This window comes from Devosia sp. J2-20 (assembly GCF_055808475.1).
The window spans coordinates 2168291-2192852 of record NZ_CM147870.1 but is presented as its reverse complement, the minus strand read 5'-3'; the positions used below and the strand labels follow the sequence as shown (position 1 = coordinate 2192852).

The 24562-nt window shown below is 61.4% G+C and carries 25 protein-coding genes, 2 tRNA genes and 1 pseudogene; 15 read left to right on the top strand and 13 right to left on the bottom strand.

The window, feature by feature from the left end; all coding sequences use genetic code 11:
• Positions 1 to 23: 23 nt before the first annotated feature.
• Complete coding sequence (locus AC0L37_RS10750; RefSeq protein WP_282221153.1) at positions 24 to 1064, top strand: polysaccharide deacetylase family protein; 1041 nt, start codon at positions 24 to 26, stop codon at positions 1062 to 1064.
• On the opposite strand, the gene AC0L37_RS10745 is transcribed toward AC0L37_RS10750, so the two are convergent.
• The gene (locus AC0L37_RS10745; RefSeq protein WP_212658317.1) at positions 1065 to 1271 is read right to left on the bottom strand and encodes a DUF2842 domain-containing protein; all 207 of its coding nucleotides are present in this window, start codon (positions 1269 to 1271) and stop codon (positions 1065 to 1067) included.
• Between the two features lie 78 nt (positions 1272 to 1349).
• Between AC0L37_RS10745 and AC0L37_RS10740 the strand changes: the two genes are divergently transcribed.
• From AC0L37_RS10740 to AC0L37_RS10725, 4 genes are all read left to right on the top strand, one after another.
• The gene (locus AC0L37_RS10740; protein WP_473312827.1) at positions 1350 to 2423 is read left to right on the top strand and encodes a COX15/CtaA family protein; all 1074 of its coding nucleotides are present in this window, start codon (positions 1350 to 1352) and stop codon (positions 2421 to 2423) included.
• Between the two features lie 169 nt (positions 2424 to 2592).
• Entirely contained in the window at positions 2593 to 3057 is a 465-nt protein-coding gene (gene rplM / locus AC0L37_RS10735) for a 50S ribosomal protein L13 (protein WP_212658316.1), read from the top strand.
• A 1-nt stretch (position 3058) separates the two neighbouring features.
• A complete protein-coding gene (gene rpsI / locus AC0L37_RS10730; RefSeq protein ID WP_212658315.1) occupies positions 3059 to 3541 on the top strand; it encodes a 30S ribosomal protein S9 in 483 nt (160 codons plus the stop codon).
• Positions 3542 to 3691: 150 nt separating this feature from the next.
• Positions 3692 to 4327 (top strand): SdpI family protein, encoded by a 636-nt coding sequence (locus AC0L37_RS10725; RefSeq protein ID WP_282221155.1) that lies wholly within the window; start codon positions 3692 to 3694, stop codon positions 4325 to 4327.
• Between the two features lie 3 nt (positions 4328 to 4330).
• Here the strand turns inward: AC0L37_RS10725 and AC0L37_RS10720 are convergent, their stop codons facing one another.
• A complete protein-coding gene (locus tag AC0L37_RS10720) occupies positions 4331 to 5650 on the bottom strand; it encodes a glycosyltransferase (protein ID WP_269369734.1) in 1320 nt (439 codons plus the stop codon).
• Positions 5651 to 6065: 415 nt separating this feature from the next.
• On the opposite strand from AC0L37_RS10720, the gene AC0L37_RS10715 reads away from it, so the two are divergent.
• The 7 genes from AC0L37_RS10715 (at position 6066) to AC0L37_RS10685 (ending at position 15251) form a co-directional block, all read left to right on the top strand.
• Positions 6066 to 7277, top strand: a complete 1212-nt coding sequence (locus AC0L37_RS10715) for an LL-diaminopimelate aminotransferase (protein ID WP_212658312.1) — start codon at positions 6066 to 6068, stop codon at positions 7275 to 7277.
• 295 nt (positions 7278 to 7572) lie between these two features.
• Positions 7573 to 8913, top strand: a complete 1341-nt coding sequence (locus tag AC0L37_RS10710; RefSeq protein ID WP_269369998.1) for a homoserine dehydrogenase — start codon at positions 7573 to 7575, stop codon at positions 8911 to 8913.
• Between the two features lie 34 nt (positions 8914 to 8947).
• Positions 8948 to 9934, top strand: a complete 987-nt coding sequence (glpX, locus tag AC0L37_RS10705; protein ID WP_282221156.1) for a class II fructose-bisphosphatase — start codon at positions 8948 to 8950, stop codon at positions 9932 to 9934.
• 78 nt (positions 9935 to 10012) lie between these two features.
• On the top strand, positions 10013 to 11803 hold the full coding sequence (gene recJ, locus AC0L37_RS10700) for a single-stranded-DNA-specific exonuclease RecJ (RefSeq protein WP_282221157.1): 1791 nt from the start codon (positions 10013 to 10015) through the stop codon (positions 11801 to 11803).
• Between the two features lie 76 nt (positions 11804 to 11879).
• A complete protein-coding gene (locus AC0L37_RS10695; protein WP_282221158.1) occupies positions 11880 to 13214 on the top strand; it encodes an NAD(P)/FAD-dependent oxidoreductase in 1335 nt (444 codons plus the stop codon).
• On the top strand, positions 13199 to 13990 hold the full coding sequence (locus AC0L37_RS10690) for a DUF1365 domain-containing protein (RefSeq protein WP_282221159.1): 792 nt from the start codon (positions 13199 to 13201) through the stop codon (positions 13988 to 13990). The genes AC0L37_RS10695 and AC0L37_RS10690 overlap by 16 nt, the downstream gene beginning before the upstream one ends.
• A gap of 25 nt (positions 13991 to 14015) precedes the next feature.
• Positions 14016 to 15251, top strand: a complete 1236-nt coding sequence (locus tag AC0L37_RS10685; protein ID WP_282221160.1) for an SAM-dependent methyltransferase — start codon at positions 14016 to 14018, stop codon at positions 15249 to 15251.
• A gap of 70 nt (positions 15252 to 15321) precedes the next feature.
• Here the strand turns inward: AC0L37_RS10685 and AC0L37_RS10680 are convergent, their stop codons facing one another.
• The 7 genes from AC0L37_RS10680 to AC0L37_RS10650 all read right to left on the bottom strand — a co-directional run bounded on the left by AC0L37_RS10680 (position 15322) and on the right by AC0L37_RS10650 (position 18815).
• Positions 15322 to 16080 (bottom strand): SDR family NAD(P)-dependent oxidoreductase, encoded by a 759-nt coding sequence (locus tag AC0L37_RS10680; protein ID WP_282221161.1) that lies wholly within the window; start codon positions 16078 to 16080, stop codon positions 15322 to 15324.
• A complete protein-coding gene (locus tag AC0L37_RS10675) occupies positions 16077 to 16733 on the bottom strand; it encodes a ChrR family anti-sigma-E factor (RefSeq protein ID WP_282221162.1) in 657 nt (218 codons plus the stop codon). Before AC0L37_RS10675 ends, AC0L37_RS10680 begins: the two co-directional genes overlap by 4 nt.
• On the bottom strand, positions 16730 to 17272 hold the full coding sequence (locus AC0L37_RS10670) for a sigma-70 family RNA polymerase sigma factor (protein ID WP_249327624.1): 543 nt from the start codon (positions 17270 to 17272) through the stop codon (positions 16730 to 16732). The genes AC0L37_RS10675 and AC0L37_RS10670 overlap by 4 nt, the downstream gene beginning before the upstream one ends.
• 208 nt (positions 17273 to 17480) lie before the next feature.
• A tRNA-Glu gene (locus AC0L37_RS10665) sits at positions 17481 to 17555 on the bottom strand.
• A gap of 49 nt (positions 17556 to 17604) precedes the next feature.
• A tRNA-Glu gene (locus AC0L37_RS10660) sits at positions 17605 to 17679 on the bottom strand.
• Between the two features lie 71 nt (positions 17680 to 17750).
• On the bottom strand, positions 17751 to 18227 hold the full coding sequence (locus AC0L37_RS10655; RefSeq protein ID WP_269369752.1) for a YcbK family protein: 477 nt from the start codon (positions 18225 to 18227) through the stop codon (positions 17751 to 17753).
• 171 nt (positions 18228 to 18398) lie between these two features.
• Positions 18399 to 18815: a VOC family protein gene (locus tag AC0L37_RS10650; protein WP_212658303.1), complete on the bottom strand. Its 417-nt coding sequence runs from the start codon at positions 18813 to 18815 to the stop codon at positions 18399 to 18401.
• 246 nt (positions 18816 to 19061) lie between these two features.
• On the opposite strand from AC0L37_RS10650, the pseudogene AC0L37_RS10645 reads away from it, so the two are divergent.
• Positions 19062 to 19622, top strand: a pseudogene (locus tag AC0L37_RS10645) (cold-shock protein).
• Positions 19623 to 19742: 120 nt separating this feature from the next.
• Positions 19743 to 20114 carry a DUF192 domain-containing protein gene (locus AC0L37_RS10640; protein ID WP_282221163.1) on the top strand — a complete coding sequence of 124 codons (372 nt, stop codon included), beginning with the start codon at positions 19743 to 19745 and terminating at the stop codon, positions 20112 to 20114.
• Here AC0L37_RS10640 and trhA read toward each other — a convergent pair.
• Positions 20111 to 20791: a PAQR family membrane homeostasis protein TrhA gene (trhA, locus tag AC0L37_RS10635; protein ID WP_212658300.1), complete on the bottom strand. Its 681-nt coding sequence runs from the start codon at positions 20789 to 20791 to the stop codon at positions 20111 to 20113. The genes AC0L37_RS10640 and trhA overlap by 4 nt on opposite strands.
• Positions 20792 to 20991: 200 nt before the next feature.
• Between trhA and AC0L37_RS10630 the strand changes: the two genes are divergently transcribed.
• Entirely contained in the window at positions 20992 to 21474 is a 483-nt protein-coding gene (locus AC0L37_RS10630; RefSeq protein WP_282221164.1) for an ArsR/SmtB family transcription factor, read from the top strand.
• A gap of 24 nt (positions 21475 to 21498) precedes the next feature.
• Here the strand turns inward: AC0L37_RS10630 and AC0L37_RS10625 are convergent, their stop codons facing one another.
• The 3 genes from AC0L37_RS10625 to AC0L37_RS10615 are packed head-to-tail and all read right to left on the bottom strand — an operon-like array spanning position 21499 to position 24562.
• Positions 21499 to 22545, bottom strand: a complete 1047-nt coding sequence (locus AC0L37_RS10625; RefSeq protein WP_212658298.1) for a 3-carboxy-cis,cis-muconate cycloisomerase — start codon at positions 22543 to 22545, stop codon at positions 21499 to 21501.
• A 33-nt stretch (positions 22546 to 22578) separates the two neighbouring features.
• Positions 22579 to 23781: a 3-oxoadipyl-CoA thiolase gene (gene pcaF, locus AC0L37_RS10620; RefSeq protein WP_282221165.1), complete on the bottom strand. Its 1203-nt coding sequence runs from the start codon at positions 23779 to 23781 to the stop codon at positions 22579 to 22581.
• A 1-nt stretch (position 23782) separates the two neighbouring features.
• Positions 23783 to 24562 carry a CoA-transferase subunit beta gene (locus AC0L37_RS10615; RefSeq protein WP_212658296.1) on the bottom strand — a complete coding sequence of 260 codons (780 nt, stop codon included), beginning with the start codon at positions 24560 to 24562 and terminating at the stop codon, positions 23783 to 23785.

Genomic DNA, 24562 nt, shown 5'->3' with positions numbered 1-24562 from the left:
TCGCCGCCTGATCGGAGCCTCTGATGTCCGCCAAATATGCGGTTATCCGCACCATGTTCGAGCTGATCTGGCTGTCCGGATTGCCGGGTCTGCTGCGCAGGCTGTCGCAGTCGCGGGGGGTGATCTTCACCCTGCATCGCGTCTTGCCCGATACCCCGGCAGATTTCTCGCCTAACGCCATACTGCAGGTCGAGCCGAACTTTCTTGAATATGTCATTGAACGCCTGCGCGATCTCGATATCGACATTGTCAGCATGGATGAGGCGCTGGAGCGCCTCGCGGCACCCGAAAAGGGGCGGCCCTTCGTCGTTCTGACATTCGACGATGCCTATAAGGACAACCTGAAATACGCGCTGCCCATCCTGCGGCGCCAGGAAGCCCCGTTCACCCTCTATGTTCCGACTGCACTGGTCGATGGGGTGGGCGAGCTTTGGTGGCAGGCCATTGAGGACATCATCAGCCGCCAGCAGGCGATAGCCATGACGGTGGATGGCGAGACCGACTATGTCGACACCCGCACCACCAGCCAGAAGCAGGCGGCCTTTGACACGCTCTACTGGCAGATGCGCAAGATGCCCGAAGACGAGCGCATCGCGCTGCTGCGCAAATTCGCCGCCGCCTATGGCTATGATCTGGATCAGCAGTGCCGTGACCTGATCATGGACTGGCCCGAACTGCGCCATTTTGCCGGCGAGTCGCTGTGCACCATCGGTGCCCATACCGTCCATCATTACGAATTGGCCAAACTGCCGCTTGATCAGGCGCGCAACGAAATCAGCAAATCGGCAGAAATCCTGCACGCCCAGTTCGGCCAGCGGCCGGCGCACTTCTCCTACCCCTTGGGCGGGCCACTCTCGGCGGGGCCACGCGAGTTCGCACTGGCGCGGGAATCGGGTTTCTCATCGGCCGTCACCACGCGGCCCGGCGGGCTCTACAAGCGTCATGCCCAGGACCCGTTCGCGCTGCCGCGCGTATCGCTCAACGGCTATTTCCAGTCGCGTCGCTATGTCGATGTCTTTGCGACGGGCGCGATCTTCTCGCTGATGGGCAAGCTGACCGGCTGATCAGGCGTCGGGCTTGGACATCCAGCGGATAATTGCCATGGCCGGATAGAGCCAGCCCATGCCTGCGACAATAAAGTACGGCATCAGGATCCAGATCGGCAGATCGGGCGGAAACGCCAGATAGACCGAGGTAAAGATCGACAACCAGGCGATGATCGACCCCAAGATGAGGAAGACACCGATCAACTTGCGGTTACGCTGCGTCATGTGCGGCATCGCGCCTATTGCGAGGGAACTGCTAGGGGCATACCACTCTGACCCGTTGACCGACACCGGGAAAATGCCGTGACCACCGTCCACAATGCCGCACGCAGTCAGACCAATTACGCCAGTGACCGGCTTCGCCCGGTACGCATCTGGCTTTACGCCATGGCAGCCATGGTGCTGCTCATGGTGGTCGTCGGCGGCATTACCCGGCTTACCGAGTCCGGTCTGTCCATTACCAGCTGGAAGCCGATCTCGGGCACCATCCCGCCGCTCAATGATGCGCAGTGGCAGGCCGAGTTCGATGCCTATAAGCAGATCCCGCAATACGAAGTGAACAATAGCTGGATGAGCCTGGATGACTTCAAGGTCATCTTCTTCTGGGAATTCGTCCATCGCCTGCTCGGGCGCCTGCTTGGCGTGGCCTTCCTCATTCCGTTCGTGGTGTTCCTGGCGCAGAAGCGCTTCACCCTGCAACTGGCCTGGCCGCTGTTCGGCCTGTTCGTTCTGGGCGGGTTCCAGGGCGCCCTGGGCTGGTGGATGGTTTCCTCGGGCCTCAGCGAGTTGACCTCGGTCTCGCAATACCGCCTCGCCGCGCATCTGACCGCCGCCTCCTTGCTCTTTATTGCCCTGATCTACGTGCCGCGCTCACTTGAGCCGGGTCGCGTCACCGGGCTGGCGCCACAGCGCAATATGGGCTGGGCCGTCGTGCTGCTCGGCCTGATCATCCTGCAGATCGGGGCAGGGGCGTTTGTCGCCGGCCTCGACGCTGGCATGGGCTACAATACCTGGCCGCTGATGGATGGTGCGCTTGTCCCGCAGGGGCTGGGCGCCATGCAGCCGGGCTGGAAGAACCTGTTCGAGAACGCGCTGACCGTGCAGTTCATTCACCGCACCATCGCCTATGTCATCGTCGCTTACGTCGCGGTCATGCTCTATCAGCAGCGCGACGCCGGTGGCTTTGCCGGGGTGCATGGCTGGCTGCCGCGTCTGGCCATTCTGGTGCTGCTGCAGGTCGTGCTGGGCATTGGTACACTGCTCATGGCGGTGCCGATTTCGCTGGCCGTTGGCCATCAGGCCCTGGCCTTCATGCTGGCCGGCGTCATCATCGCCTATATCGCCGACATGCGCCGCGCCGACCGAACCGCATCTTAAACCCTGCATTTGATGCGGTAATATAATACCGTTGCTGCAAGTCATTGATTTTGATGCATAAAATCAAGGCTATTGACGGGATGCGGAATCCCCCATACACGGACCACCGAACGTGCCGCTTTCTCCACCGGAGAGAGCCGGTCACCCCAGAGATTTAGGGAATTCAAGCATGAGCACTTACTCGGCAAAACCGAGCGAGATCGAAAAGAAGTGGATCCTGATCGACGCCGAAGGCCTCGTCGTGGGTCGCGTTGCTTCGATCATTGCCTCGCGTCTGCGCGGCAAGCACAAGCCAACCTTCACCCCGCACATGGACATGGGCGACAACATCGTTGTCATCAATGCCGACAAGGTGAAGCTGACCGGTCGCAAGCTCGACCAGCACAAGTTCTACTGGCACACCGGTTTTGCCGGCGGCATCAAGGAACGTTCCGCCCGCGATCTGCTCGAGGGTCGTTTCCCTGAGCGCGTGCTTGAGAACGCCGTGCGTCGCATGATGCCAGGTGGTCCGCTGACGCGCGCGCAGCTGAAGAATCTCCGCGTCTATGCTGGCGCCGAGCATCCCCACGAAGCGCAGAACCCAGCCAAGCTGGATGTCGCTGCGATGAACTCCAAGAATGTGCGGGTGAAGTAATATGGCTGAAACCATCAACTCCCTCGAAGACCTCGGCACCACCACTGTCGCTCCTGCTGTCAACACTGCACCCGTGCATGAACAGAAGCTCGACGCACAGGGCCGTGCCTACGCAACCGGCAAGCGCAAGAACGCTGTTGCACGCGTTTGGATCAAGCCAGGCAAGGGCACTGTCACGGTCAATGGCCGCGAATTTGCCAAGTACTTTGCCCGTCCAGTGTTGCAGCTGATCGTCAAGCAGCCAATCGTGGCAACCGAGCGCACCGACCAGTACGACGTTGTCGTTACTGTTGCCGGCGGCGGTCTGTCCGGCCAGGCTGGCGCTGTGCGTCACGGCATCTCCAAGGCGCTCAACTATTTTGAGCCAGCCCTGCGCCCAGTCCTCAAGAAGGGCGGCTTCCTGACGCGCGACAGCCGCGTTGTGGAACGCAAGAAGTACGGCAAGGCCAAGGCCCGCAAGTCCTTCCAGTTCTCCAAGCGCTAAGCTTGCGATTATCGAATTTGCAGAAAGGGCCGGGAAACCGGCCCTTTTTCGTGTCTGTAGCCTGCCATGAAGGTCCCCGATCGCGTCGGGGCCGCATTATTCTGACGGGCGCACGCTGACATTGTTGATCCCTTTGCCTATCTGAGCGTGATGAACAGCCTCGTTACCCGTTTCCACCTGCTGCTGGCCGCTGTCACCCTCGCCATTACCGGCGTGGCCCTGTTCCGCGTGCCCGCCGATTTCCTGTTCGTCGCCCGCTGGTCAGGTGGCACGCCGCTCTGGCAATGGCCGCGCGATATCGCGCTGGCGGTCGGACCGGGCTTGTCGGTGCTGCTGCTGGTGGTGTTTTTCGTCATGGGTCGGCAGTTCACCAAGAACCAGTTTGCCAAGTCCCAGCACATCCTTGATCCGGCGCTCTCCCTAGTGCTGGCCATCATCACCGCGACCCAGCTCGGCCTGCTGCTCAACGGCTTTGGCTCTGATCTTGATCTGATCCGCTTTACCGGGTTGGGGCTGGGACTGACCCTGCTGCTGCTCGGCGTGGTGCTCTACGAAGCCGAACGGCATACCTATGCAGGCATGCGTATGCCTTGGCCGATTGCCGGCGATCGCGCCTGGACCGTCGTGCATCGCGTCGCAGGCAGCGCGGTGTTTCTGGCCGGGGCAGGGCTCCTGGTCCTGGCGTGGTTCGACGCCGGTATCGGTCCGATGGTAATGGGGTTTGCAGTAGCCGTATTGGGCCCGGCACTGATCGCCGGTACGGCGACCATCCTGGTGCGCCGCTAGAGGTTAGCTGACGCGCTTGAGCACGGGCTTTTTGACCTTTTTGGGCTTCTTGGCCTTGACCGTACGCGGCACATAATTGGCCATCACGCGTTCAATCACCTTGATTGCCTTGTCGGTACCCTCTTCGGCGTGCAGCTTTTCGGCGACATCGGTGGCATTGCGCCGGTATTCCGGATTGGTGCTCAGATCGCCCAGTGCGCCAGCCAGAATTTCCGATGTCAGCTTGCGCAGACGGACCGGCTTGGGCCCACAGCCCAGCTCATAGACGCGGCGGCCCCAATAGGGTTGGTCCACCAATTGCGGCACGACAAATGTCGGACGGCCCAGATGCAGGCCCGCCGACGTTGTGCCCGCGCCGCCATGATGCACCACGGCCGACACATATTTGAACAGCTTGTCGTGCGGCGCCTTTTCGATGGCAAAGATGGTGTCGGGCAGATCCTTGGGATTGATGCCGCCCCAGCCGCGGGCAACCACGGCGCGGCCGCCCCACATCGCCACAGCTTCCTTGAGGATCTTGGTATTGCGCTCGGCCCCGAATGGCATCGAGCCAAAGCCGATATAGACCGGCGCCTCACCCTCGGAGAGGAATTTCTGGAATTCTGCCGAAGGCTGCCAGTCGGAGCGGTCCTTGAGTTGCCAGTACCCGGTGACGATGGCGCTTTTGGGCCAGTCGCGTGGGCGGGGTGAAACCACGGGCGAATAGGGATACAGCGTTACCAGCGAGGTGCCATCGGTATTGCGGAAGAAGCCACCCTTCTTGCGCGAATCCAGTCCCATCAGCTCGCGCCGCAGCTTGTTGCGCGGCAGGTTGTAATAGATCTGCTGCACCGTCATGGCGGTATAGCTCAGGCGGTTGAAGGCCGGGCCGAAATCGCCGCCATAATACATGCACAGCGGAAATTCGCTGGTCGAGTTGAGCGGCTGCAGCGCCACCATGATCGCCGGAATGCGCAGCGCTTCGGCAATGTCGATGCCAAAGCTGGTGTTCATGTTCAGGATCAGCATGTCGGCGCCCTGACACATCTGCCAGGCGTGGCGCGCCGCGGTGTCCACGATCTGCTGGCCCTGCCGCAACAGGGAAGGGCCATTGATGAGCATGGACTGGCTCATCGCATTCTCGAAGCGCTGTTGCGTCATGAACGACTGGATCGATGGTCCCAACGTGTGGAACTCGATGCCATAGCCTTCGACCATGCCCTGAAATTCTTCGGACGCACCCAGAACGACGGAGTAGCCGCGCTCTTTTAGCTCAATGGCCAGAGCAAGATAGGGTTGAACGTCGCCCTGCGTGCCGATCGTGACAAGGGCAATGCGCTTCAAGTGTCTAACCTCACCGTGTGGCAGCCATGGAGCCCAAGGTTGGCGTCCGGCGCGCCATTTACAAGTCCTCGACGAGGAATTATGAACGGCTTTATTGATAGCTCATTTCAATACAAAAATCGCATTCGAAGGGCAAGGGACATGCAGTCTCTGTACACTGTTGCAATGGTTGGAGCCTCGCTCGCCGGCAGTGCAGTGGCTGCGGCCGCCTTCATGGCGGCCGGCGCAAACGCCCGCTAGCTCTTCCCAAATGGCCCTGGCTGGGCCGGGAAGAGCCGAACACCACAAACGCCCCAGCGGGCATTTAACCCGATTACAACCATAATTCCGCGATAATCAGCCCCATAATGGGGTTTGGCGCTGTCGAGCGCGTCGCGGCCCACGACAGGTCCCCATGCGGACCCCAGAGGAAATCATGAGCGAAGAATTCCATCGCATCCGCCGTTTGCCCCCTTACGTGTTCGAGCATATCAACCCGATCAAGGCCAAGGCGCGCGCCGAAGGCGTCGACATTATCGACCTCGGCATGGGCAATCCCGACCTGCCCACACCCGATCATATCGTCAAGAAGCTGCAGGAAACCGTTCTCGATTCGCGGACCCATCGCTATTCGAGCTCCAAGGGCATCCCCGGCCTGCGCAAGGCCCAGGCCAGCTATTACGGCCGTCGTTTTGGCGTGAAGCTCAATCCCGATACCCAGGTGGTGGCCACGCTGGGGTCCAAGGAAGGCTTCGCCAACATGGCCCAGGCCATCACTGCCCCCGGCGATGTGGTGCTGGTCCCCAATCCAACCTATCCCATCCATTCCTTCGGCTTCATCATGAGCGGCGGCGTCGTGCGCTCCATGCCCGCCGATCCCAATGAAGACTTCATGCGCTCGCTGGACCGGGCCGTGCGGCACTCCATTCCCAAGCCGATCGCGCTGGTGCTGAACTACCCGGCCAACCCCACGGCCTATACCGCCACGCTCGATTTCTACGCCGAAGTGGTCAAGTACTGCCGCGACAATGAGATCTTCATCCTCTCGGATCTGGCCTATTCCGAGATCTATTTTGATGATGTGCCGCCGCCATCGGTGTTGCAGGTGCCCGGCGCCATGGATATCGCCGTCGAGTTCACCTCTATGTCCAAGACCTATTCCATGCCCGGCTGGCGCGTGGGCTTCGCTGTGGGCAATGAACGGCTGATTGCGGCTCTGGCGCGCGTCAAATCCTATCTCGACTACGGTGCTTTCACGCCAGTTCAGGTGGCTGCAACCGCGGCTTTGAACGGCTCCGATGATGTGGTCGACGAGATCCGGAAAATCTACAAATTCCGCCGTGACGTCATGGTCGAGAGCTTTGCCCGCTCTGGCTGGAACATTCCGGTGCCCAAGGCCACCATGTTTGCCTGGGCGCCGATCCCACCACAGTTTGCCCATCTCGGCTCGCTCGAATTTGCTAAGCTGCTGATCAAGGAGACCGGTGTCGGTGTTGCTCCCGGTGTCGGCTTTGGTGAGTATGGCGATCAGTACATACGCCTCGCCTTTGTCGAGAACGAACAGCGCATCCGCCAGGCGGCCCGCAACGTCAAAAAGCTGCTGGGCTCAAAATCGGGTTCTGGCAACGTGGTACCGCTGGTCGGCTGATCACGGCAATTCTGCACTGAAAATCGGGCCATACCGTCACTGCAAGGGCGGTATGGCCCGCATCATATGGGGTTCTGGGCAAACTCCTATTGACGGCTAGGCATATTCCTATGCAGATGTCGCCACCATGAGTGATATCCAGTCTTTCCGCCAAGCCGTCGAAACTTTCATCTCCGCACGCGGCTGGACGCCGACCCGCTTCGGCCGCACCGTTGCCGGCGATCCGCTGTTCGTGTTCGATCTGCGCGAGGGCCGTGAGCCCCGCTCGGAAACCCGCACCCGCATTCTCAAGGCGATGCAGGAGTTCGGCGATGGCGAAGCGCTGCCACCGCTGCGCGTTGGCGTGGCCGGGCTGGGCAATGTTGGCGCGACACTGGTCAGCATTCTGCAAAAGGATGGCGCCGAGCTCACCAAGAAGCTTGGCCGACAGCTGGTGGTCACCGCTGTTGCCGCCCGCTCGCGTTCGCGCGATCGCGGCATCGACATTACCGGCCTCGACTGGTTCGACGATCCCGTGGCGCTGGCCAAATCGGATGGCATTGATCTGTTTGTCGAACTGATTGGCGGCGAAGACGGTCCCGCACTGGCTTCGGTCAAGGCGGCGCTTGAAATCGGGCGCCCCGTGGTCACTGCCAATAAGGCATTGCTGGCCAAGCACGGTACCGAACTGGCCAAGCTGGCCGAGGAAACCGGCGCACAGCTGGGCTTTGAGGCTGCGGTCGCGGGCGGCATACCCGTCATCAAGACGCTGCGCGAAGGTCTGGGGTCTGCCCGCATCGCCAAGGTGTTCGGCATCATGAACGGCACCTGCAACTACATTCTGACGCGCATGGGCAATGAGGACATCTCCTTTGCCGATTGCCTCAAGGATGCGCAGGCGCTCGGCTATGCCGAAGCCGACCCGACCTTTGACGTGGAAGGCTATGACACCGCCCACAAGCTCGCCATTCTCGCCACGCTCTGCTTTGGCTATGAACTGGCCCCCGACAAGATCCGGGTTGAAGGCATTACCGGCATTACCCAGCACGACATTCAGGTCGCTGCCGACCTCGGCTACAAGATCAAGCTGCTGGGCATCGCCCAGCGCACCGAAGACGGCATCGAGCAGCGCGTTCACCCCACTTTCGTACCCCGAGGCAGCGCCATTGCTGGCGTCGACGGCGTGATGAACGCAGTTGCCCTTGAAACCGATCACGTCCACGAATTGCTGCTTGCTGGCCCCGGCGCCGGTGGCCCGCCCACGGCATCCTCGGTGCTCTCCGACATTCTCGACATAGCCCGCGGCACCCGCGTGCCGCCGCTCGGCGTGCCGAGCGATGAACTGCTGCCCTATCGCGAGGCGGCCATGCGTGCCCATGATGGCGGCTACTACATCCGCCTCAGTGCCAAGGACGTGCCCGGCGCCCTGGCAGGTATCGCCACCCGCATGGGCGAGCGCGGCATTTCCATCGATAGCGTCATCCAGCGGTCTGATTTGAGTGCCAAAGCTGTAGCGCCGGATGGCTCGCCAACGCGTACCGTGGTGATGATAACTCAACAGACTTTAGAATCAGCGGTGCGTGAATCGCTTGCACAGATCGCCTCTGACGGGTTTATCGTGGGTGAACCGCAATTGATCCGGATAGAACAACTCTGAGCCCCGCCGGGGCAATCAGGCCCCGGGAGGACATATGAAGCTCAGTAAGGTCGAGGGGACCAAGACCCCCGCCAATCTGCACCGCAGCCTGACCCTGGAACTGGTGCGCGTCACCGAACGCGCTGCCATCGCTGCTGCCGAATGGCGCGGCAAGGGCGACGAAAAAGCTGCCGATGATGCCGCTGTGCAGGCCATGAAGGCCGAACTCGATACCGTCGCCATCTCTGGCCGCATCGTCATAGGCGAGGGCGAGCAGCACGAATGCGACGATCTTTACATCGGCCAGGCCGTGGGTCTGGGCAGCGGTCCTGAAGTCGATATCGCCGTGGATCCGCTCGAAGGCGTGACGCTGTGCGCCAAGAATCAGCCCGATTCCATCGTTGTGCTCGCCATGGCTGAACGAGGCGGCCTGCTCAACGTCGCCCGCAACGTCTATATGCACAAGATCGCCATTGGCGCCGAATACCCCAGGGGCACCGTCAATATCGACTGGACGGCCACCGAGAACGTCAACGCGCTGGCCAAGGCCAAGGGCGTCCCGCTCAGCGAGATCACGGCCATCGTGCTCGATCGTCCGCGCCACGCGGCGCTGATCGAGGAACTGCGCGGCACCGGCGTCGCCGTCAAGCTGATCAGCGATGGCGACATTGCGGGCGTGATCCATGCGGTCAGCACCGAGGATACCGGCATCGATATCTATCTCGGCTCCGGCGGCGCGCCTGAGGGCGTTCTGGCGGCTGCAGCACTACGCTGCATAGGTGGCCAGATGCAGGGCAAGTTGATCCTGGACACCCCCGAAAAGCGCGCGCGGGCCGTCGAAATGGGCATTATTGACGCCAACCGTATCTATGACGTTACCGAACTGGCCGCTGGCGATGTGCTGGTGGCTGCGACCGGCGTCACCGATGGCACCTTGCTCGACGGCATCCGGCTGCGCCGCCGCTCGGTGGAGACCAGCACGGTCGTCATGCGCTCCTGGAGCCAGACCGTGCGCTGGATCAAGGCGCGCCACGCCCGCTGAACACGCCATGCCTCTCCCCGCCCGGGAGAGGCCAAGCTTGCCCTTTCAACTCGCTCTCAAATCGCCTACCTCTGAGCCATGCTCGATGCGCCGCGCCCATTCCTCGACGTCTCCCGCTCGGTTACCGGCCGCGCCTGGATGGACCGACTGGATTCGGCCAGCACCCGCATTGCCACCGCCATCGCTCAGCGCACCGGCGTTTCTGAAATTCTCGCCCGGGTGATGGCCGCCCGTGGTGTGGCGCTCGACGATGCTGAAAAGCACCTTGACCCCACCATACGCGGGCTGATGCCCGATCCATCGACGCTGACCGCCATGGATGCGCTGGCCGACCGGCTGGCCAAGGCGGTCGCCGACAATGAATCCGTCGCCCTGTTTGGCGACTATGATGTCGACGGCGCCTGCTCCTGCGCGCTGATGGCACGCTATCTGCGCCATTTCGGCATTGAACCGCAGGTCCACATCCCCGACCGCATCTTTGAAGGCTATGGCCCCAATATCGCGGCCATGGACAAGCTGATCGATGCCGGCGCCACCCTGATCATCACGCTCGACTGCGGCACCACCAGCGACAAGCCCATCGCCCATGCCCGTGAGCGTGGCGCCGATGTGCTGGTGATTGACCATCATCTGGCCGATCACGAGCTGCCCGACGCCACAGCCCTGGTCAATCCCAACCGGCCCGACGATATCTCCGGGCTCGGCTATCTCTGCGCTGCCGGCGTCACCTTCATGGTGCTGGTGGCGGTCAATCGCGTGCTGCGTCTGCGCGGCGATACCGGCCTGCCCGATCTGCTCAAGCTGCTCGACATCGTGGCGCTGGGCACGGTGTGCGATGTGGTGCCGCTGATTGGCCTGAACCGTGCCTTTGTGGTGCGCGGCCTCGAAGTGGCCCGCCGCGGCGACAATCAGGGCATCGCTGCCCTGGCGCTGGCCTCGCGCATTTCGGGCCCGCTCAATCCCTATCATCTGGGCTTTATGATCGGTCCGCGCATCAATGCCGGCGGCCGCATCGGCAATGCCGCTCTGGGCACCGAACTGCTCACGGTTGATGATGAGCACCACGCGCTCTCCATTGCCGCCCGCCTTGATGAACTCAACACCGAACGCCAGCGCATCGAGGTCGAAGCCGTCGAGGAAGCCGTCGCCGTCGCCGAGATGGAAATCGGCAGCGGGGAGGGCCCGCCGGTGCTGGTGCTGGCCTCGGCCAATTGGCATCCCGGCGTGGTCGGCCTGATCGCCTCGCGGCTCAAGGATCGTTTCGAACGACCCACCTTCGCCATTGCCCTGCATGCCGATGGCACCGGGACCGGCTCGGGCCGCTCCATGCCCGGCGTTGACCTGGGCAGCGCCGTCATCGAGGCGGTCGATACCGGGCTGATCGTCAAGGGCGGCGGCCATGCCATGGCGGCGGGCATCACCATCAAGCCCGGCCAGTTGGGCCCGTTCCGCGCCTTTCTGGCCAGCACGCTCTCTGTTGACGTCGCCGCCGCCCGCGCCGCCACCGCGCTCAGGATCGACGCGGCGCTCACCGCGCGCGGCGCCAGTATTGATCTGGTCAAGGATATCGAACGCGCCGGGCCCTATGGCTCGGGCAATCCAGGCCCGATCTTTGCCTTTCCCGCCCATCGCGCAAAATTCGCCCAGGTCGTGGGCAAGGGCGGCCATGTCAGCTTCACCCTGACCTCTGAAGATGGCGCGCGGCTCAAGGCCATTGCTTTCCGCGCCGCCAGCACTGCCATTGGGGATGCGTTGCTGCGCGGCAACGACGCGGCCATGCACTTTGCCGGCAGCCTGAGCATTGATCACTACCAGGGGCGCGAGCAGGTCCAGTTTCGCCTGACCGATCTGGCTAAGCCCAAGGGTTGATTGAAATTTTTCCTGATCCAATCCGTTACTGCCTGCGTAAGATATCCCACAGGCCCCGACGGAGACACGCCCGACTATGACCGCCACCAATATCGCCGTTATCGGCTCGGGAATCTCAGGACTTTCAGCGGCTTGGCTGCTTTCCCAGACTCAAAACGTTACCGTGTTCGAGCGCAATGCGCGCTTGGGCGGACACGCCAACACCGTTGCCGCACGCACCCCTGAGGGTGAGGTTGCCGTCGATACCGGCTTCATCGTCTACAACGAACAGAACTACCCCAATCTGACCGCCTTCTTTGATCACCTCGATGTGCCCACAGCGGCCTCATGGATGAGTTTTGCTGTCTCGATTGGCGAGGGTGCCCGCGAGTATTCCGGCGAATATCTCAATGGTCTGTTTGGCCAGCGCCGCAACATCATCCGCCCCCAGCATTGGCGGCTGGTCAGCGATATCATGCGCTTCTTCCGCAAGGCCGAGCAGCAGATCGCAACCTGTCAGGACGATCTGTCGATTGGCGAGTTTCTCGACCGGTTCGGCTATTCGCGCATCTTCATCCAGGATCACATCCTGCCCATCTCGGCGGCTATCTGGTCCACGCCATCGCGCGGCATGCTCGATTTCCCCGCCAAGACCTTCATCGAATTCTTCGCCAACCACTCGCTGCTGCAGGTCAATAATCGCCCGACCTGGCGCACCGTGCAGGGCGGTAGCCAGCAATATGTTCAGCGCATCGCCGCCCAGAACGCGTTTGGTACGGTGCTCAATGCCGACATTCGCTCGGTCGTCCGCCATGCCGATGGCGTAGAACTGATTTTTGCCGATGGCAGCCGTCGCCCCTTTGATCAAGTGGTGTTTGCCTGTCACGCCGATGAGGCGCTGGCGCTGCTGGCCGATCCCAGCGAGGCTGAGCGCAACGTGCTGGGCGCCTTCCGCTTTACCGACAACCATGCCGTGCTGCACACCGACAAGAGCTTCATGCCGCGCCGCAAGCATTTGTGGTCGTCCTGGAACTATCTGCGGGGCGGGCAGGGCGAGGATGGCCTCAGCCTGACCTATTGGATGAACAGCCTGCAGCCACTGCCCACCAAGACGGACCTGTTTGTCACGCTCAATCCCCACCGCGACTTTGCCCCCGGCACGGTGCAGTATGAGGCCGATTACCAGCATCCGCTGTTCGACGCGCGCGCCATCGCCGCGCAAAAGGATCTCTGGCAGGTGCAGGGCACCCAGCGCAGCTGGTTCGCCGGCGCCTGGATGGGCTATGGTTTCCACGAAGACGGCCTGCAGGCCGGGCTCGAAGTGGCCGAACGGATCGGCCCCATGCAGCGGCCCTGGCAGGTTGCCCAGCAGCGTGATCGCATCGCGCATAACTGGGTAGAGGGAGACCAGAGCCTGTGGGCAGCGCAATAGACCCCAGCGACGAACCGCACGGCCTCGGCGCCATCTATGTCGGCGACGTGGTGCACAAGCGTGCGCGCCCCAAGCGCCACGCGCTGCGCTATCGTGTTTTCTCCATGCTTGTCGATCTTGATAGACTTGAAGCGCTGGATAAGAAACTACGCTTCTTCTCCTTGAATCGATTCAACCTTGTCTCGCTGGTTACTGGCGATTTCGGGCCGCGTGACGGCTCCTCCATTGCCGCCTTCATCCGCCGCAAGGCGGAGGCGGCGGGCGCCGGACCGATTGCCCGCATCCGCATGCTCGCCTATCCGCGCCTGCTCGGTTTCGCCTTCAATCCCATAACCGTCTATTATTGTGATGACGCAGATGGGGTCACGAAATTCCTCGCCTATGAGGTCAGCAACACCTTTGGCGAGCATCACTTCTATTCGGCCGCGGTGAGCGGTGAGGCGCCCGAAATCCACCACGAGGCCAAAAAGGCTTTTTTCGTTTCGCCCTTCAATACGCTTGAAGGCAGTTATCGTTTTTCAGTCCGCCCGCCAGATCAGGAAGTCTTTCTGGGGATCGCCCTGTCGACCCAGGAAGGGGGTATTCTGACCGCTTATTTCGCCGGCGAACGCCGCCCGCTGACCGACGCCACCTTGTTGAAACTGCTGTTTGCATATCCATTTATGACAGCTAAGGTGGTCGTGGGCATACACTGGGAAGCCCTGCTTCTATGGCTTAAAGGCATGCCTTTGACGCTAAAATTGCGGCGTCATCTCAAGCGCGGACACCAAGCTTAGTAGACAAGTTGGATCTCTGGGGCCAATGACCAAAACAGCAATAGACAATAGCAATACTGGCGCAACGCCGTGGACGCGGCTGGTTTCCTGGATGGTGGACCGCATTGGTGTCTCCCTGATCGGCAAACCGACCTACGGTGCCGTCACCGTGATTTTTCCCAATGGCCGCACCCGCACAATCGGCGATCCGGCAACGGGCGGCCACTCCGTCATGCGGATGAACAATTTCCGCGTGCTCAGCGAAGCCATGCAGCGCGGCACGGTCGGTTTCGCCTCGGCCTACATGAATGGCGATATCGAGGTCGATGACCTCACCGCACTGTTCCGCTTCTTCCTGCAGAACCGCGATATGTTCGAGCAGGCCAATCCGGGCTTCTTCCGCAAGGCTGCCGGTGATCTGCATTATCACCTGTCGCGCCGCAACACGCTTGAGGGCTCCAAGAAGAACATCGCCGAGCACTACGATCTGGGCAATGATTTCTACGGCCAGTGGCTCGACCCTTCCATGACCTACTCCTCGGCCGTGTTCACTTCTGGTGATCAGAGCCTGGAGGAAGCCCAGCGCGAGAAATATCGCCGCGTCGCCGATATGGCCGGGGTTACCGAAGGCTCCTCCGTGCTGGAAATCGGCTGCGGCTGGGGCGGCTTCGCCGAAACCGTAGCCAAGGATTACAAGGCCAATCTGCGCGGCATCACGCTGTCGGCCGAGCAGCTCAAATATGGCCAGGAACGCCTGGCTAAGCAGGGGCTGGACGAATTCGCCACCCTGGTCTTCGAGGATTACCGCCATACCGAAGGCCAGTTTGATCATATCGGCTCGATCGAGATGATCGAGGCCGTTGGTGAAGACAATTGGGACAGCTATTTCGAGACAGTCCATGATCGTCTCAAGCCCGGTGGCACCGCCGCCATTCAGGCGATCACCATCAATGAAGCCGATTTTGAAGGCTACAAGAGCGGGCCCGACTTCATTCAGCGCTACATCTTCCCCGGCGGCATGCTGCTGACCAAGACGGTGATGCGCGAATTCGGCGAGAAATACGATCTCGTGCTGGAAAACGTCGACACTTTCCGGCTCTCCTATGCCAAGACACTGCGGCTTTGGCGCGAGCGTTTCCTCGAGCGCTGGCCGATGATTGCTCCGCTTGGCTATGACGAAGAGTTCAAGCGCAAATGGGTCTACTATCTCAGCTATTGCGAGGCTGGCTTTGCCGAGGGCTCTATCGACGTCGGCATCTATCAGTACCGCCGCCCAGAATAGGTAGCACACCACTGGATATAAAAAGGCCCGCACGAATGCGGGCCTTTTTGTTGCGCCAGATGGCGGTTTGCTAATCCTTGGGCAGCATCTTGCTGGTGAGCCAGAAAAACACCGGATAGGGCAGCCAGCGTACGGTCTTCATCAGCCAGACCATGCGTTTGGGGAAGGCGATCTCGAAACGGTCAGACTGGGTCAGCCCGTCCACGATCCGCTTCGCTGCCTCGTCGGTTTCCATCAGAAACGGCATGGGGAAGTCGTTCTTGTCGGTCAGCTCAGATTTGACAAAGCCCGGTGCAATCATCCGGACCTTGATATGGCTTGGCGCCAGTTCGGTACGCATGGTCTCGAGCAGATTGATCAGGCCAGCCTTGGTCGAGGAATAGGCCGCCGAGCGCGGCAGACCAAAATAGCCCGCCACTGACGCAATCACCGAGAAATGGCCGCCACCCTGGCGCTCCATCTGCGCAATCACCGGATTGGCCATCCGCAGCACGCCCAGATAATTGGTATCCACAACCTTGGCGAACTTCTCATAATCATAATCGCCGACATCCATGGGCTGCCAGGCGGCGGCGCCAAAGATGAACAGGTCGATCCGGCCCAGTTCGGCGGCGATCCTGTGCACCGTCGCCTCGATGGCAGGGGTGTCCGTCACGTCGAGCGGGTAGGGGCTGATGGTGGGATGGCCCTTGGCCACTGCCGCCAGCTTGTCCTCGCGGCGGCCAGAGATGGCCACCGTCCAGCCGCGCTTGGCCAGCAGGGTCGCCACGGCTGCGCCAATGCCCGAGCCGCCGCCTATGATCCACGCAACGCCCGGTTGCATACTCATAGGCCAAACAGGGGCTGTAGGGCGCGCATCAGCCGGCCGCGGAAGGTCAGCTTGGCATCAACAGCCACCAGACAGATGCAGTCGTCACCGGGCTCGGCAATCGGCTGGTGCTCGACGTCTTCGTCATGATCGGCAATGTCACCCTTGGCGAACACGCCAAAACGGTCACGATAGGCACCTGACAGGATCAGGGTCAGTTCCTGCCCGCCATGGCCATGCTCGGGCACAGGGCGGCCAGCGCCCACGCGCAGCAGCATGAGCCGCGAGCGACCATCACTGCCCCAGGCCAGGTCTGCCGTGGCTACACCGGGGCCGGTCCACTTCCAGCGCACGCCATCGAGACCCTTGGGCAGATAGCGTTGCAGGGGCAGGGGCACGGCATCATCACTCTGGCGCTCATCATGCGGCGTTACGTCAATGCGATCATCATCGCCAAGTGCATCCATCAGGCGGTCCAACGAGCCCTTGGCCATTTCGGCCTTGGGTTCGGCGTTCAGCAGCGCGCCACCAATGGTGTTGATATGGCGCAGCGATTCACGGCCGCCTTCGGACATGGCCAGATGCGTCGCGATCACGGCTGCATAGGGTTCGTCCAGCGTACCGGCGCTAAAGGCCATCAGCGTTGTAATGTCGGGGTGGTGGTTCACTGTCATTGTAGGTCCTCCAGCATGGGCCGGAGCCGTCCATAGGCGAGGCGAAGTCGCGATTTTACGGTACCCAGGGGAACGCCGATGGTTTCGGCGATCTGGGCGTGTGGCATGTCGTGGATGAAACTCAGGCGCACGACTTCCTGTTGTTCTGCTGGCAGGGCGGTCAGCGCCGCTGTGACGCGGTCGATCACCTGATTCTGTTCGGCCAATACGCTGCCATTGGGAGCGTCACTGGCCAGTTCGAGGTTTTCGAGGTCCTCATACGGCTTGTTCGATTGCCGCCGCAGTTGGTCGATCCGCAGATTGCGGGCAATGGTGAATATCCATGTGCTTGCCGCCCCCCGCTGGTTGGAATACAGGGCCGCCTTGCGCCAGACTGACACAAATGTTTCCTGCACCAGATCCTCGGCCAGCGCCTCGCCGGCGCCAAGCTTGAGCATCATTGATTTGATGCGTGGTCCAAAATGGTTGAACAGCGCCGCCAGGGCCGATCGGTCACGTGACTGCGCTACGCGCAGCAGCAGGCTTGTGGGATCGTCCATCTGTACCGCCCCGGGTTGGTACCCGGTCTTTGGTTGAGTCATGCTCAAGGCATACATCGTCTTCTCCACACCTGTCAGCCCTTCTACGGAGGCAGGTGGAAGCCGGATCAATCAAAAACGGTATGGCGCGCGCAAAACGCCGTGCGCCAGCCAGATCGCCGTGAACAGCGTGTGGCCGGAAGAGATAAATCGGGGAGGGGAAAGGTCCTGGTACGCCCACGGGGAATCGAACCCCGCTCTGCACCGTGAGAGGGTGCCGTCCTAACCGATAGACGATGGGCGCATACACAGGATCTGCGACATAATTTGCACCGTCCTCCTGAAAGAAGGAGTGGTACGCCCTAGGGGAATCGAACCCCTCTCTGCACCGTGAAAGGGTGCCGTCCTAACCGATAGACGAAGGGCGCTTAAGCGCTGCCGGTCGTATAATTGGGTCATTTCGGTTGTGCAACCCATTTGCGCACTCATTCGAACTTTTTTAACAGCCCGAGAATGTGACCGGCCGATTATAGCCGCGTGGACGGTCCCGAACGTCCACATGAATGAACTGTCGGCCCGGATAGCAACCCAGCCCGCCAACGGCATCTGTCCGCATTGCGAACAGGATCATGTCCCGCTTGTCCACGCCCGGAATGTAGAAGTCCGCGGCCATGCATTTGGTATGATAGGAATTGTCCGCGCCGCCAGCCGCCGCATTGTGGCTGCTGTCACGATAGCCCGAACTCATGATCACCTTGCGCCCGAAATGCCCCTCGAACTCCCAGATCAGGAATCGCAGCTTGGGCGACAGGCACAGCGCATTGACTTCCTTGCTCGCGACATAGGTTCCCCAGTCATTGCGTTTGCTCGCGTAGCTTGAGCCACTGGAGCTGGCAAACATGGCCATGGGGACGCAGGCCGTCAGCGACAGGGCGCAGACAGCGATGGCGGCGATGGAACGAAGGGGGCTGAACATGGCGACTTCCGAGAAACCAGATTTGCTCTCGTGCGACGGGCAAAAGGCCTGTCACTGAAGTTGCTAAAATACGATCAGTTTCGCTAACCGCAGCCTAAGCAGCACGGTTAGCGAAACGTTAGTCATGCACGCCTTGATGCTAGCAGTGTGCTAGCCGATAGCGCTCAGCTGTTACCACGAACCCGTATTGGGCATGGACAGCCAGGGCTCCTGCGGCGGCAGGTCGCCGTCCTGGATAAGTTCGATCGAAATACCGTCCGGCGAGCGCACAAACGCCATGTGACCGTCGCGGGGCGGGCGGTTGATGACCACGCCCATATCGCTCAGATGTTGGCACAGCGCGTAGATATCTTTGACGCGATAGGCCAGGTGACCGAAATTTCGGCCGCCCGAATATTCCTCGGGGTCCCAGTTATAGGTGAGCTCTACCTCGCCGCCGCTATCGCCAGGCGCGCGCAGAAAGATCAGCGTGAAGCGGCCCTTTTCATTGTCGGTGCGCTTGACCTCTTCAAGGCCCAAGCCGTTGCAGTAAAAGCGCAAACTGTCTTCAACATTGGTCACGCGAACCATTGTGTGCAGGTATTGCATGGTGTTTTCCTCCGAGCTGAATGCTGTTGCCACTGGCCTAGCAAGCGCGCTCCTGCGCCGCAACCGGAGCTGGCCACAACAAAATCCTAAGACATGCTTAACAAGTGGCGTTGAATCGGACAGACTGTGTCCAGTGTGGAGTACCTCGCAGCGGCGGGGCGAGTACAAAAGGGCTGTGGGACGATGGGGGCCAATTCTGGTGGCGACGGCGATGAGCCCTTGGGCTTGCCGCGAGAGACAAGTGCGATGACGCGCGGCGATACCGCGAACAGTTCTGCCGATGCCGGGCTTGATACCATTGAGATTGCCGGGGCCATCAAATGGTTCGACGCCGGCAAGGGATTTGGCTTCATCGTGCCCGACAATGGCATGCCCGACGTTCTGCTGCACGTGACCTGCCTGCGCCGCGATGGCTATCAAAGTGCCCATGAAGGTGCCCGGATCGTTGTTGAAGCGCTCAACCGGCCCGGTGGCCTGCAGGCCTTCCGTATCGTCTCGATGGACGAATCAACAGCCATACACCCCGCTCAGATGCCCGCGCCGCCGGACTCATGTTGTGGTTGAGCCGACCTCGGGCATGGTGCGCCTTGAGGTCAAATGGTTCAACCGTATTCGCGGCTTTGGCTTCCTGTCTGCGGGCGAGGGCACCCTGATATCTTCGTGCACATGGAAACCCTGCGCCGCTTCGGCATCACCGAATTGCGGCCCGGTCAGTTCGTCCTGGTGCGCTATGGCAATGGCCCCAAAGGCCTTATGGTCGCCGAAATTCGACCCGATGGTTGGGGCGACGCTCCGTCCTCGCACTAGGAACCAACCCATGACATTGATTGCCCAAGGCTTTGCCCCGGTGCTGCGACGCGCCGGTGCCTTGCTGGCTGTGTTGGCGGTAGCCGCCCCCTGGCAGCCTGCAGCGACGAAGGCCGACTCGTGCTGCACACTTCGAGCGGTGAGCACACTTTCAATGTTGAAGTCGTCGATACGCCCGAGAGCCGTGCCAAAGGCCTGATGTTTGTTCAGGATCTGGCTGACGATGCCGGCATGCTGTTCGATTTCAAGCAGGAGCGCGAAGTCTCGTTCTGGATGCGCAACACCTTCATACCGCTCGACATGATTTTCGTTGGCGCTGACGGTGTGGTCAAAACCATCCACGTCAACGCACGGCCACAGGATCCGACATCGATCCCGTCAAACGTGCCGGTGCAGTTCGTGCTGGAAATTCCGGGCGGGCGCTCGGTCGAACTGGGCCTTAAGCCCGGCGACATCATGGAGCATGAACGCGTCGGTGCGCCGCGCGATTAGAAGCGGTGGATGACCATGAAGTCGATGACGGCCCACAGATGCAGACTGGCGCCGCCGACCACGAACACATGCCATAATGCGTTCTGGAACTTGAGCTTTTCCCAAAGGTGGAAAATGATTCCGAGGGAATAGGTAACGCCACCGGCCAGCAGCAGCCACATGGTTGTGGGCGGCAGGGTCTGCGCCAGAGACTGGAACACCAGAATGCCACTCCAGCCAATGGCCAGATAGAGGGCAATGGCCAACCGGCCGAAATGCTCGGGTACAATCAGCTTGAGTGCGACGCCGATCAGCGAAGCCCCCCACACAAATGTCGTCATCAGCATGCCGGTCGTGGTCCCGCCCATGACGGCCAGAAACGGTGTGTAAGACCCCGCGATGAACAAAAAGATCGCTGCCTGATCGAACCGCGCCAGCAGCTTTTTGATCGGTGATACCGGTGTGATGTTGTAGGCCAACGATACGCCCAGAACGGCCACCAGACTGCCGATGTAGATAAACAGGGCGGGGAGTTCGGGCGCTGCCTCGATGATCGAAAAGGCCAGCAGTATCGATCCCGCGGCAATGGCACCGACCAGACCCAGAATGTGCACGATGCCGTCGACAATCAGCTCGGCGGGCGTATAGGGCCGCTGGGCACGGCTCCACCACGAATAGGACGACACTGATTTCTGCATTTGCAAATTCTCCCTGTTCCGAGCTTCGCGCAGGGATGTGACCAGATTGTTGCCGGGGTCACTTTCAATGCCAGCATTTTGCGTGACATCGTAAAGCCTAGACCAACGTATCTGGTGAACAATCGGTTGCATGTCCAGTGCACGCTTGACGAGTAACCCTGTCGTTACCTACTCAGCGTGGGACAAGATCTGGAACAGACATGCCGCCCATCGCAATCCTCGTGGCCCTGGCCGACCCCACCCGCTGCCGCCTGATCGAACTGCTTCGCGACGGGCCGCAGCCCGTTCACGTGCTGGCCGCAGCCTTCAAAATCAGCCGTCCGGCGATTTCGCGTCATCTGCGCGTCCTCAAGCAGTCCGGACTGATCAGCGAAAACAAGTTCGGACGCGAGAACCGCTACGCCCTCCATCCCAAAAAACTGGCGCCGGTGCAACGTTGGCTGGGCAACCTGTTGCCGGACACCGAGGCCCTAAGGGCCACCAAGGCCGCGCCAGCAGAGGTGCAGCCCGTTCAGGCTATTCCAGCGCCAGTAGCGGCTCCGGAGCCAGTTGCGGTCGTGTCTGAGCCCACACCGACCCCGGTTGCAGCCAAGCCCCCCAAAGCGGCCAAGGCCATCAAACCGAGCAAGGCTACGACCCCGGTTGATACGCCGGCAATCTCGCAGATGGGCTTTGATTTTTAGGATGCTTTGAGCGCACCGCGCGGCCTAGCCAATGTCCTGAGCCGGAAAGCTCAGTCGCCCCAGCAGACGCTGCGCAACCAGCAAACCGCTGCCAGCATCGCGCACAATGGCGGGCAGGGTAAGCCATTCCAGTGTCCAGGCCGCGCCCGAGCGTTCATTCTCATGCACCAGTGCCTGGTAGAGCGTGCCCAGATTGCCCGCACTGTGCCGCGCCAGACTCACCAGTATTTCGGCCTCCACCGGATTGTTCTTGTGCGCCATGGCTGAAGAGCCGCCGCCGCCGCTGATGGCTGCCTGGCCTACTTCGCTCTGCGTCATCAGGGCGATATCGGTGCCCAGCTTGCCCAGTGCGCCGCTGAGCCCGGCCAGTTCAGCGCCCAGCCGACACAGCGCAACGCGATTGCCATGCCAGGCCGGCGCGTCCGCCAGCCCCAGCAGTTCAGCCAGCCGCGCAGCGATGGCATCGCCTTTGCCCTCGAAACTGGCACGATTGCCGACCGGCCCGCCCAGTTGAACCGCCAGTGCGCGCTTGGCGGCAAAGGTCAGCCCGCTGCTGCATTCATCAATAATCCGCTGCCAGCCCTGCAGTTTGTCGGCGAGCGTTATAGGCAGGGCCGCCTGCATCCGCGTATGCGCCATCAGGCGCTGACGACCAAACTGCACCGCCAGCCCGTCCAGTGTGCTGCTGATATGGCCCAGGCGCAGCTGCAACATCGGCACGATCTGGGCCAGTTGCAGCATCCACGCGGTATCGATGGCATCCTGACTGGTGGCGCCATAATGCAGATAGGACCGGCTGGCCTCGGGCAAACCGGCCCGCAATGCCTTGACCAGTGCCGGCACCACCACGCCATCCTTGGCCAGACCCGCCGCCAGCGCCGCCGTATCGAGCCGGACATTGGCCAGGCTGTCGCTGATCGCTCGGGCCGCTTGGTCCGGAACCAGCCCTTCGCTGGCGCTGGCACTGGCCAGCATGGCCTCAAAGTGCACGATTGCTGCCAGATGGGCATTGTCGTCGAGCAGGGCGTCCAGCTCGGGATCGGCAAACAGCGCTGTGTTTAGAAGGCTCATTCGTCTTGGCTGCCTTTATGCTTTGGCCTGAGCCTATACGCGTGCCAGCCCCAACGCGATCCCCTGACCAACGCCGATGCACATCGTGGCCAGTGCATGCTGTCCGCCGTTCAGCGATAGTTCCAGTGCTGCACTACCGGCAATGCGGGCACCGGACATCCCCAGCGGATGACCCAGCGCAATCGCGCCGCCATTGCGGTTTACGTGCTCGGCATCAGGCGCCACGCCGAGTTCGCGCAACACGGCAATCGCCTGGCTGGCAAAGGCCTCATTGAGCTCGATGACATCCATGTCGGCTGCCGTCAGTCCCAACCGGGCCAGCAGCTTCTGGCTGGCGGGGGCAGGGCCCATGCCCATGATGCGTGGAGGCACCCCGGCGGCCGCGCCGCCCAGAATGCGGGCAATTGGCGTCAGGCCGTGCCTTTTCGCAGCAGCTTCGCTGGCAATGATCAGGGCTGCGGCACCGTCATTGACGCCAGAGGCATTACCCGCCGTCACCGATCCGCCCGGGAACAGCGCGCGCAGCTTGCCCAGCGTTTCCATGCTGGTGCCGGCACGCGGGTGCTCATCGGTGTCCACGATCCTGGGATCGCCCTTGCGCTGCGCAATGGTGACCGGCACGATTTCCTGCGCTAGGCGGCCATTATTCTGTGCAGCGACCGCCCGGGCCTGTGACCGCACGGCGAACGCATCCTGATCCTCGCGCGACACCTTGAAGTCCTGGGCAACGTTCTCGCCGGTTTCCGGCATGGAATCAGTGCCATACTGGGCGTTCATCGCTGGGTTCACGAAGCGCCAGCCAATCGTGGTGTCGTAGATTTCAGCATTGCGCGAAAAGGCGCCCTCGGCCTTGGGCAACACGAATGGCGCCCGACTCATCGATTCCACGCCACCGGCGATCATCAGTTCGGCCTCGCCAGCCTTGATGGCCCGCGCCGCGGTGATCACCGCATCCATGCCCGAGCCACACAACCGGTTCATCGTGGTGCCCGATACGGTTTCAGGCAGGCTAGCCAATAGAGTGCTCATGCGCGCCACATTGCGATTGTCTTCGCCGGCCTGGTTGGCGCAGCCAAAGATCACATCATCCACCGCTGCCCAGTCCACACCGCCATGACGCTCCATCAGGGCCTTGAGCGGCACCGCGCCCAGATCATCGGGTCGCACTGCAGACAGGGCGCCGCCAAAGCGGCCGATCGGGGTGCGCACATAGGCGCAGATATAGGCTTCGGTCATGCTAGGCTGCCTTTCCACCGGCATGGGCGATGCGGGTGCGCTCGTTCAGATCACGCAGTGTCGACAGTTCAAGCTCAGTGGGCTCGGGCGTTTCGCTCAGATTATCAGCAAAGCGCACGGTCCAGCCGCAGGTTTCCTGTACCATCTCGCGGGTTACACCCTTGTGCAGCGACACCACGGTGAATTCCTTGGTCTCCGGGTCGGGCTTCCAGATGGCCAGATCGGTAATCAGCAGGGTAGGGCCCTTTGTGGTGATGCCCAGCCGCTCACGGTGATCGCCGCCTTCGCCATGGCCAAAGGAGGTGAAGAAGTCGATCTTCTCAACCATCGAGCGTGTCGCCTGCTTGAGCGTGATGTAGATTTCACCACACGAGGTGGCGATCTCCGGCGCGCCGCCACCGCCGGGCAGGCGGACCTTTGGGTTATGATAGTCGCCGATGACGGTGGTGTTGATATTGCCGAACCTGTCGATCTGCGCGGCGCCGAGGAAGCCGATGGAAATACGGCCGCCCTGCAGCCAGTAGCGGAACATTTCCGGCACGGCCACGGTTGCCACCGCCGTCTCGCACAGTTCGCCATCGCCAATCGATAGCGGCAGCACCTCTGGCGCAGTGCCAATGGTGCCGCTTTCGTAGATCAGGGTGATCTCGGGGGCATGGGTCAGTCGGGCCACATTGCAGGCTGCCGACGGCGCGCCAATGCCCACAAAGCAGACATCCTTGTTGTCGAGGGCGCGAGCGGCAGCAATCGTCATCATTTCGGTGGGCGTGAACGCGGTCAT

Coding starts and splice junctions, on each gene's coding strand:
- AC0L37_RS10670 (WP_249327624.1), bottom strand. CDS start 17,272: ATGGACGATCCCACAAGCCTGCTGCTGCGCGTAGCGCAGTCACGTGAC.
- AC0L37_RS10710 (WP_269369998.1), top strand. CDS start 7,573: ATGCAGGAGTTCGGCGATGGCGAAGCGCTGCCACCGCTGCGCGTTGGC.
- AC0L37_RS10630 (WP_282221164.1), top strand. CDS start 20,992: ATGCCGCCCATCGCAATCCTCGTGGCCCTGGCCGACCCCACCCGCTGC.
- rpsI (WP_212658315.1), top strand. CDS start 3,059: ATGGCTGAAACCATCAACTCCCTCGAAGACCTCGGCACCACCACTGTC.
- AC0L37_RS10750 (WP_282221153.1), top strand. CDS start 24: ATGTCCGCCAAATATGCGGTTATCCGCACCATGTTCGAGCTGATCTGG.
- trhA (WP_212658300.1), bottom strand. CDS start 20,791: ATGCAGAAATCAGTGTCGTCCTATTCGTGGTGGAGCCGTGCCCAGCGG.
- AC0L37_RS10745 (WP_212658317.1), bottom strand. CDS start 1,271: ATGACGCAGCGTAACCGCAAGTTGATCGGTGTCTTCCTCATCTTGGGG.
- glpX (WP_282221156.1), top strand. CDS start 8,948: ATGAAGCTCAGTAAGGTCGAGGGGACCAAGACCCCCGCCAATCTGCAC.
- AC0L37_RS10680 (WP_282221161.1), bottom strand. CDS start 16,080: ATGAGTATGCAACCGGGCGTTGCGTGGATCATAGGCGGCGGCTCGGGC.
- AC0L37_RS10615 (WP_212658296.1), bottom strand. CDS start 24,562: ATGACCGCGTTCACGCCCACCGAAATGATGACGATTGCTGCCGCTCGC.
- pcaF (WP_282221165.1), bottom strand. CDS start 23,781: ATGACCGAAGCCTATATCTGCGCCTATGTGCGCACCCCGATCGGCCGC.
- AC0L37_RS10725 (WP_282221155.1), top strand. CDS start 3,692: ATGAACAGCCTCGTTACCCGTTTCCACCTGCTGCTGGCCGCTGTCACC.
- recJ (WP_282221157.1), top strand. CDS start 10,013: ATGCTCGATGCGCCGCGCCCATTCCTCGACGTCTCCCGCTCGGTTACC.
- AC0L37_RS10625 (WP_212658298.1), bottom strand. CDS start 22,545: ATGAGCCTTCTAAACACAGCGCTGTTTGCCGATCCCGAGCTGGACGCC.
- AC0L37_RS10655 (WP_269369752.1), bottom strand. CDS start 18,227: ATGTTCAGCCCCCTTCGTTCCATCGCCGCCATCGCTGTCTGCGCCCTG.
- AC0L37_RS10685 (WP_282221160.1), top strand. CDS start 14,016: ATGACCAAAACAGCAATAGACAATAGCAATACTGGCGCAACGCCGTGG.
- rplM (WP_212658316.1), top strand. CDS start 2,593: ATGAGCACTTACTCGGCAAAACCGAGCGAGATCGAAAAGAAGTGGATC.
- AC0L37_RS10650 (WP_212658303.1), bottom strand. CDS start 18,815: ATGCAATACCTGCACACAATGGTTCGCGTGACCAATGTTGAAGACAGT.
- AC0L37_RS10695 (WP_282221158.1), top strand. CDS start 11,880: ATGACCGCCACCAATATCGCCGTTATCGGCTCGGGAATCTCAGGACTT.
- AC0L37_RS10715 (WP_212658312.1), top strand. CDS start 6,066: ATGAGCGAAGAATTCCATCGCATCCGCCGTTTGCCCCCTTACGTGTTC.
- AC0L37_RS10675 (WP_282221162.1), bottom strand. CDS start 16,733: ATGACAGTGAACCACCACCCCGACATTACAACGCTGATGGCCTTTAGC.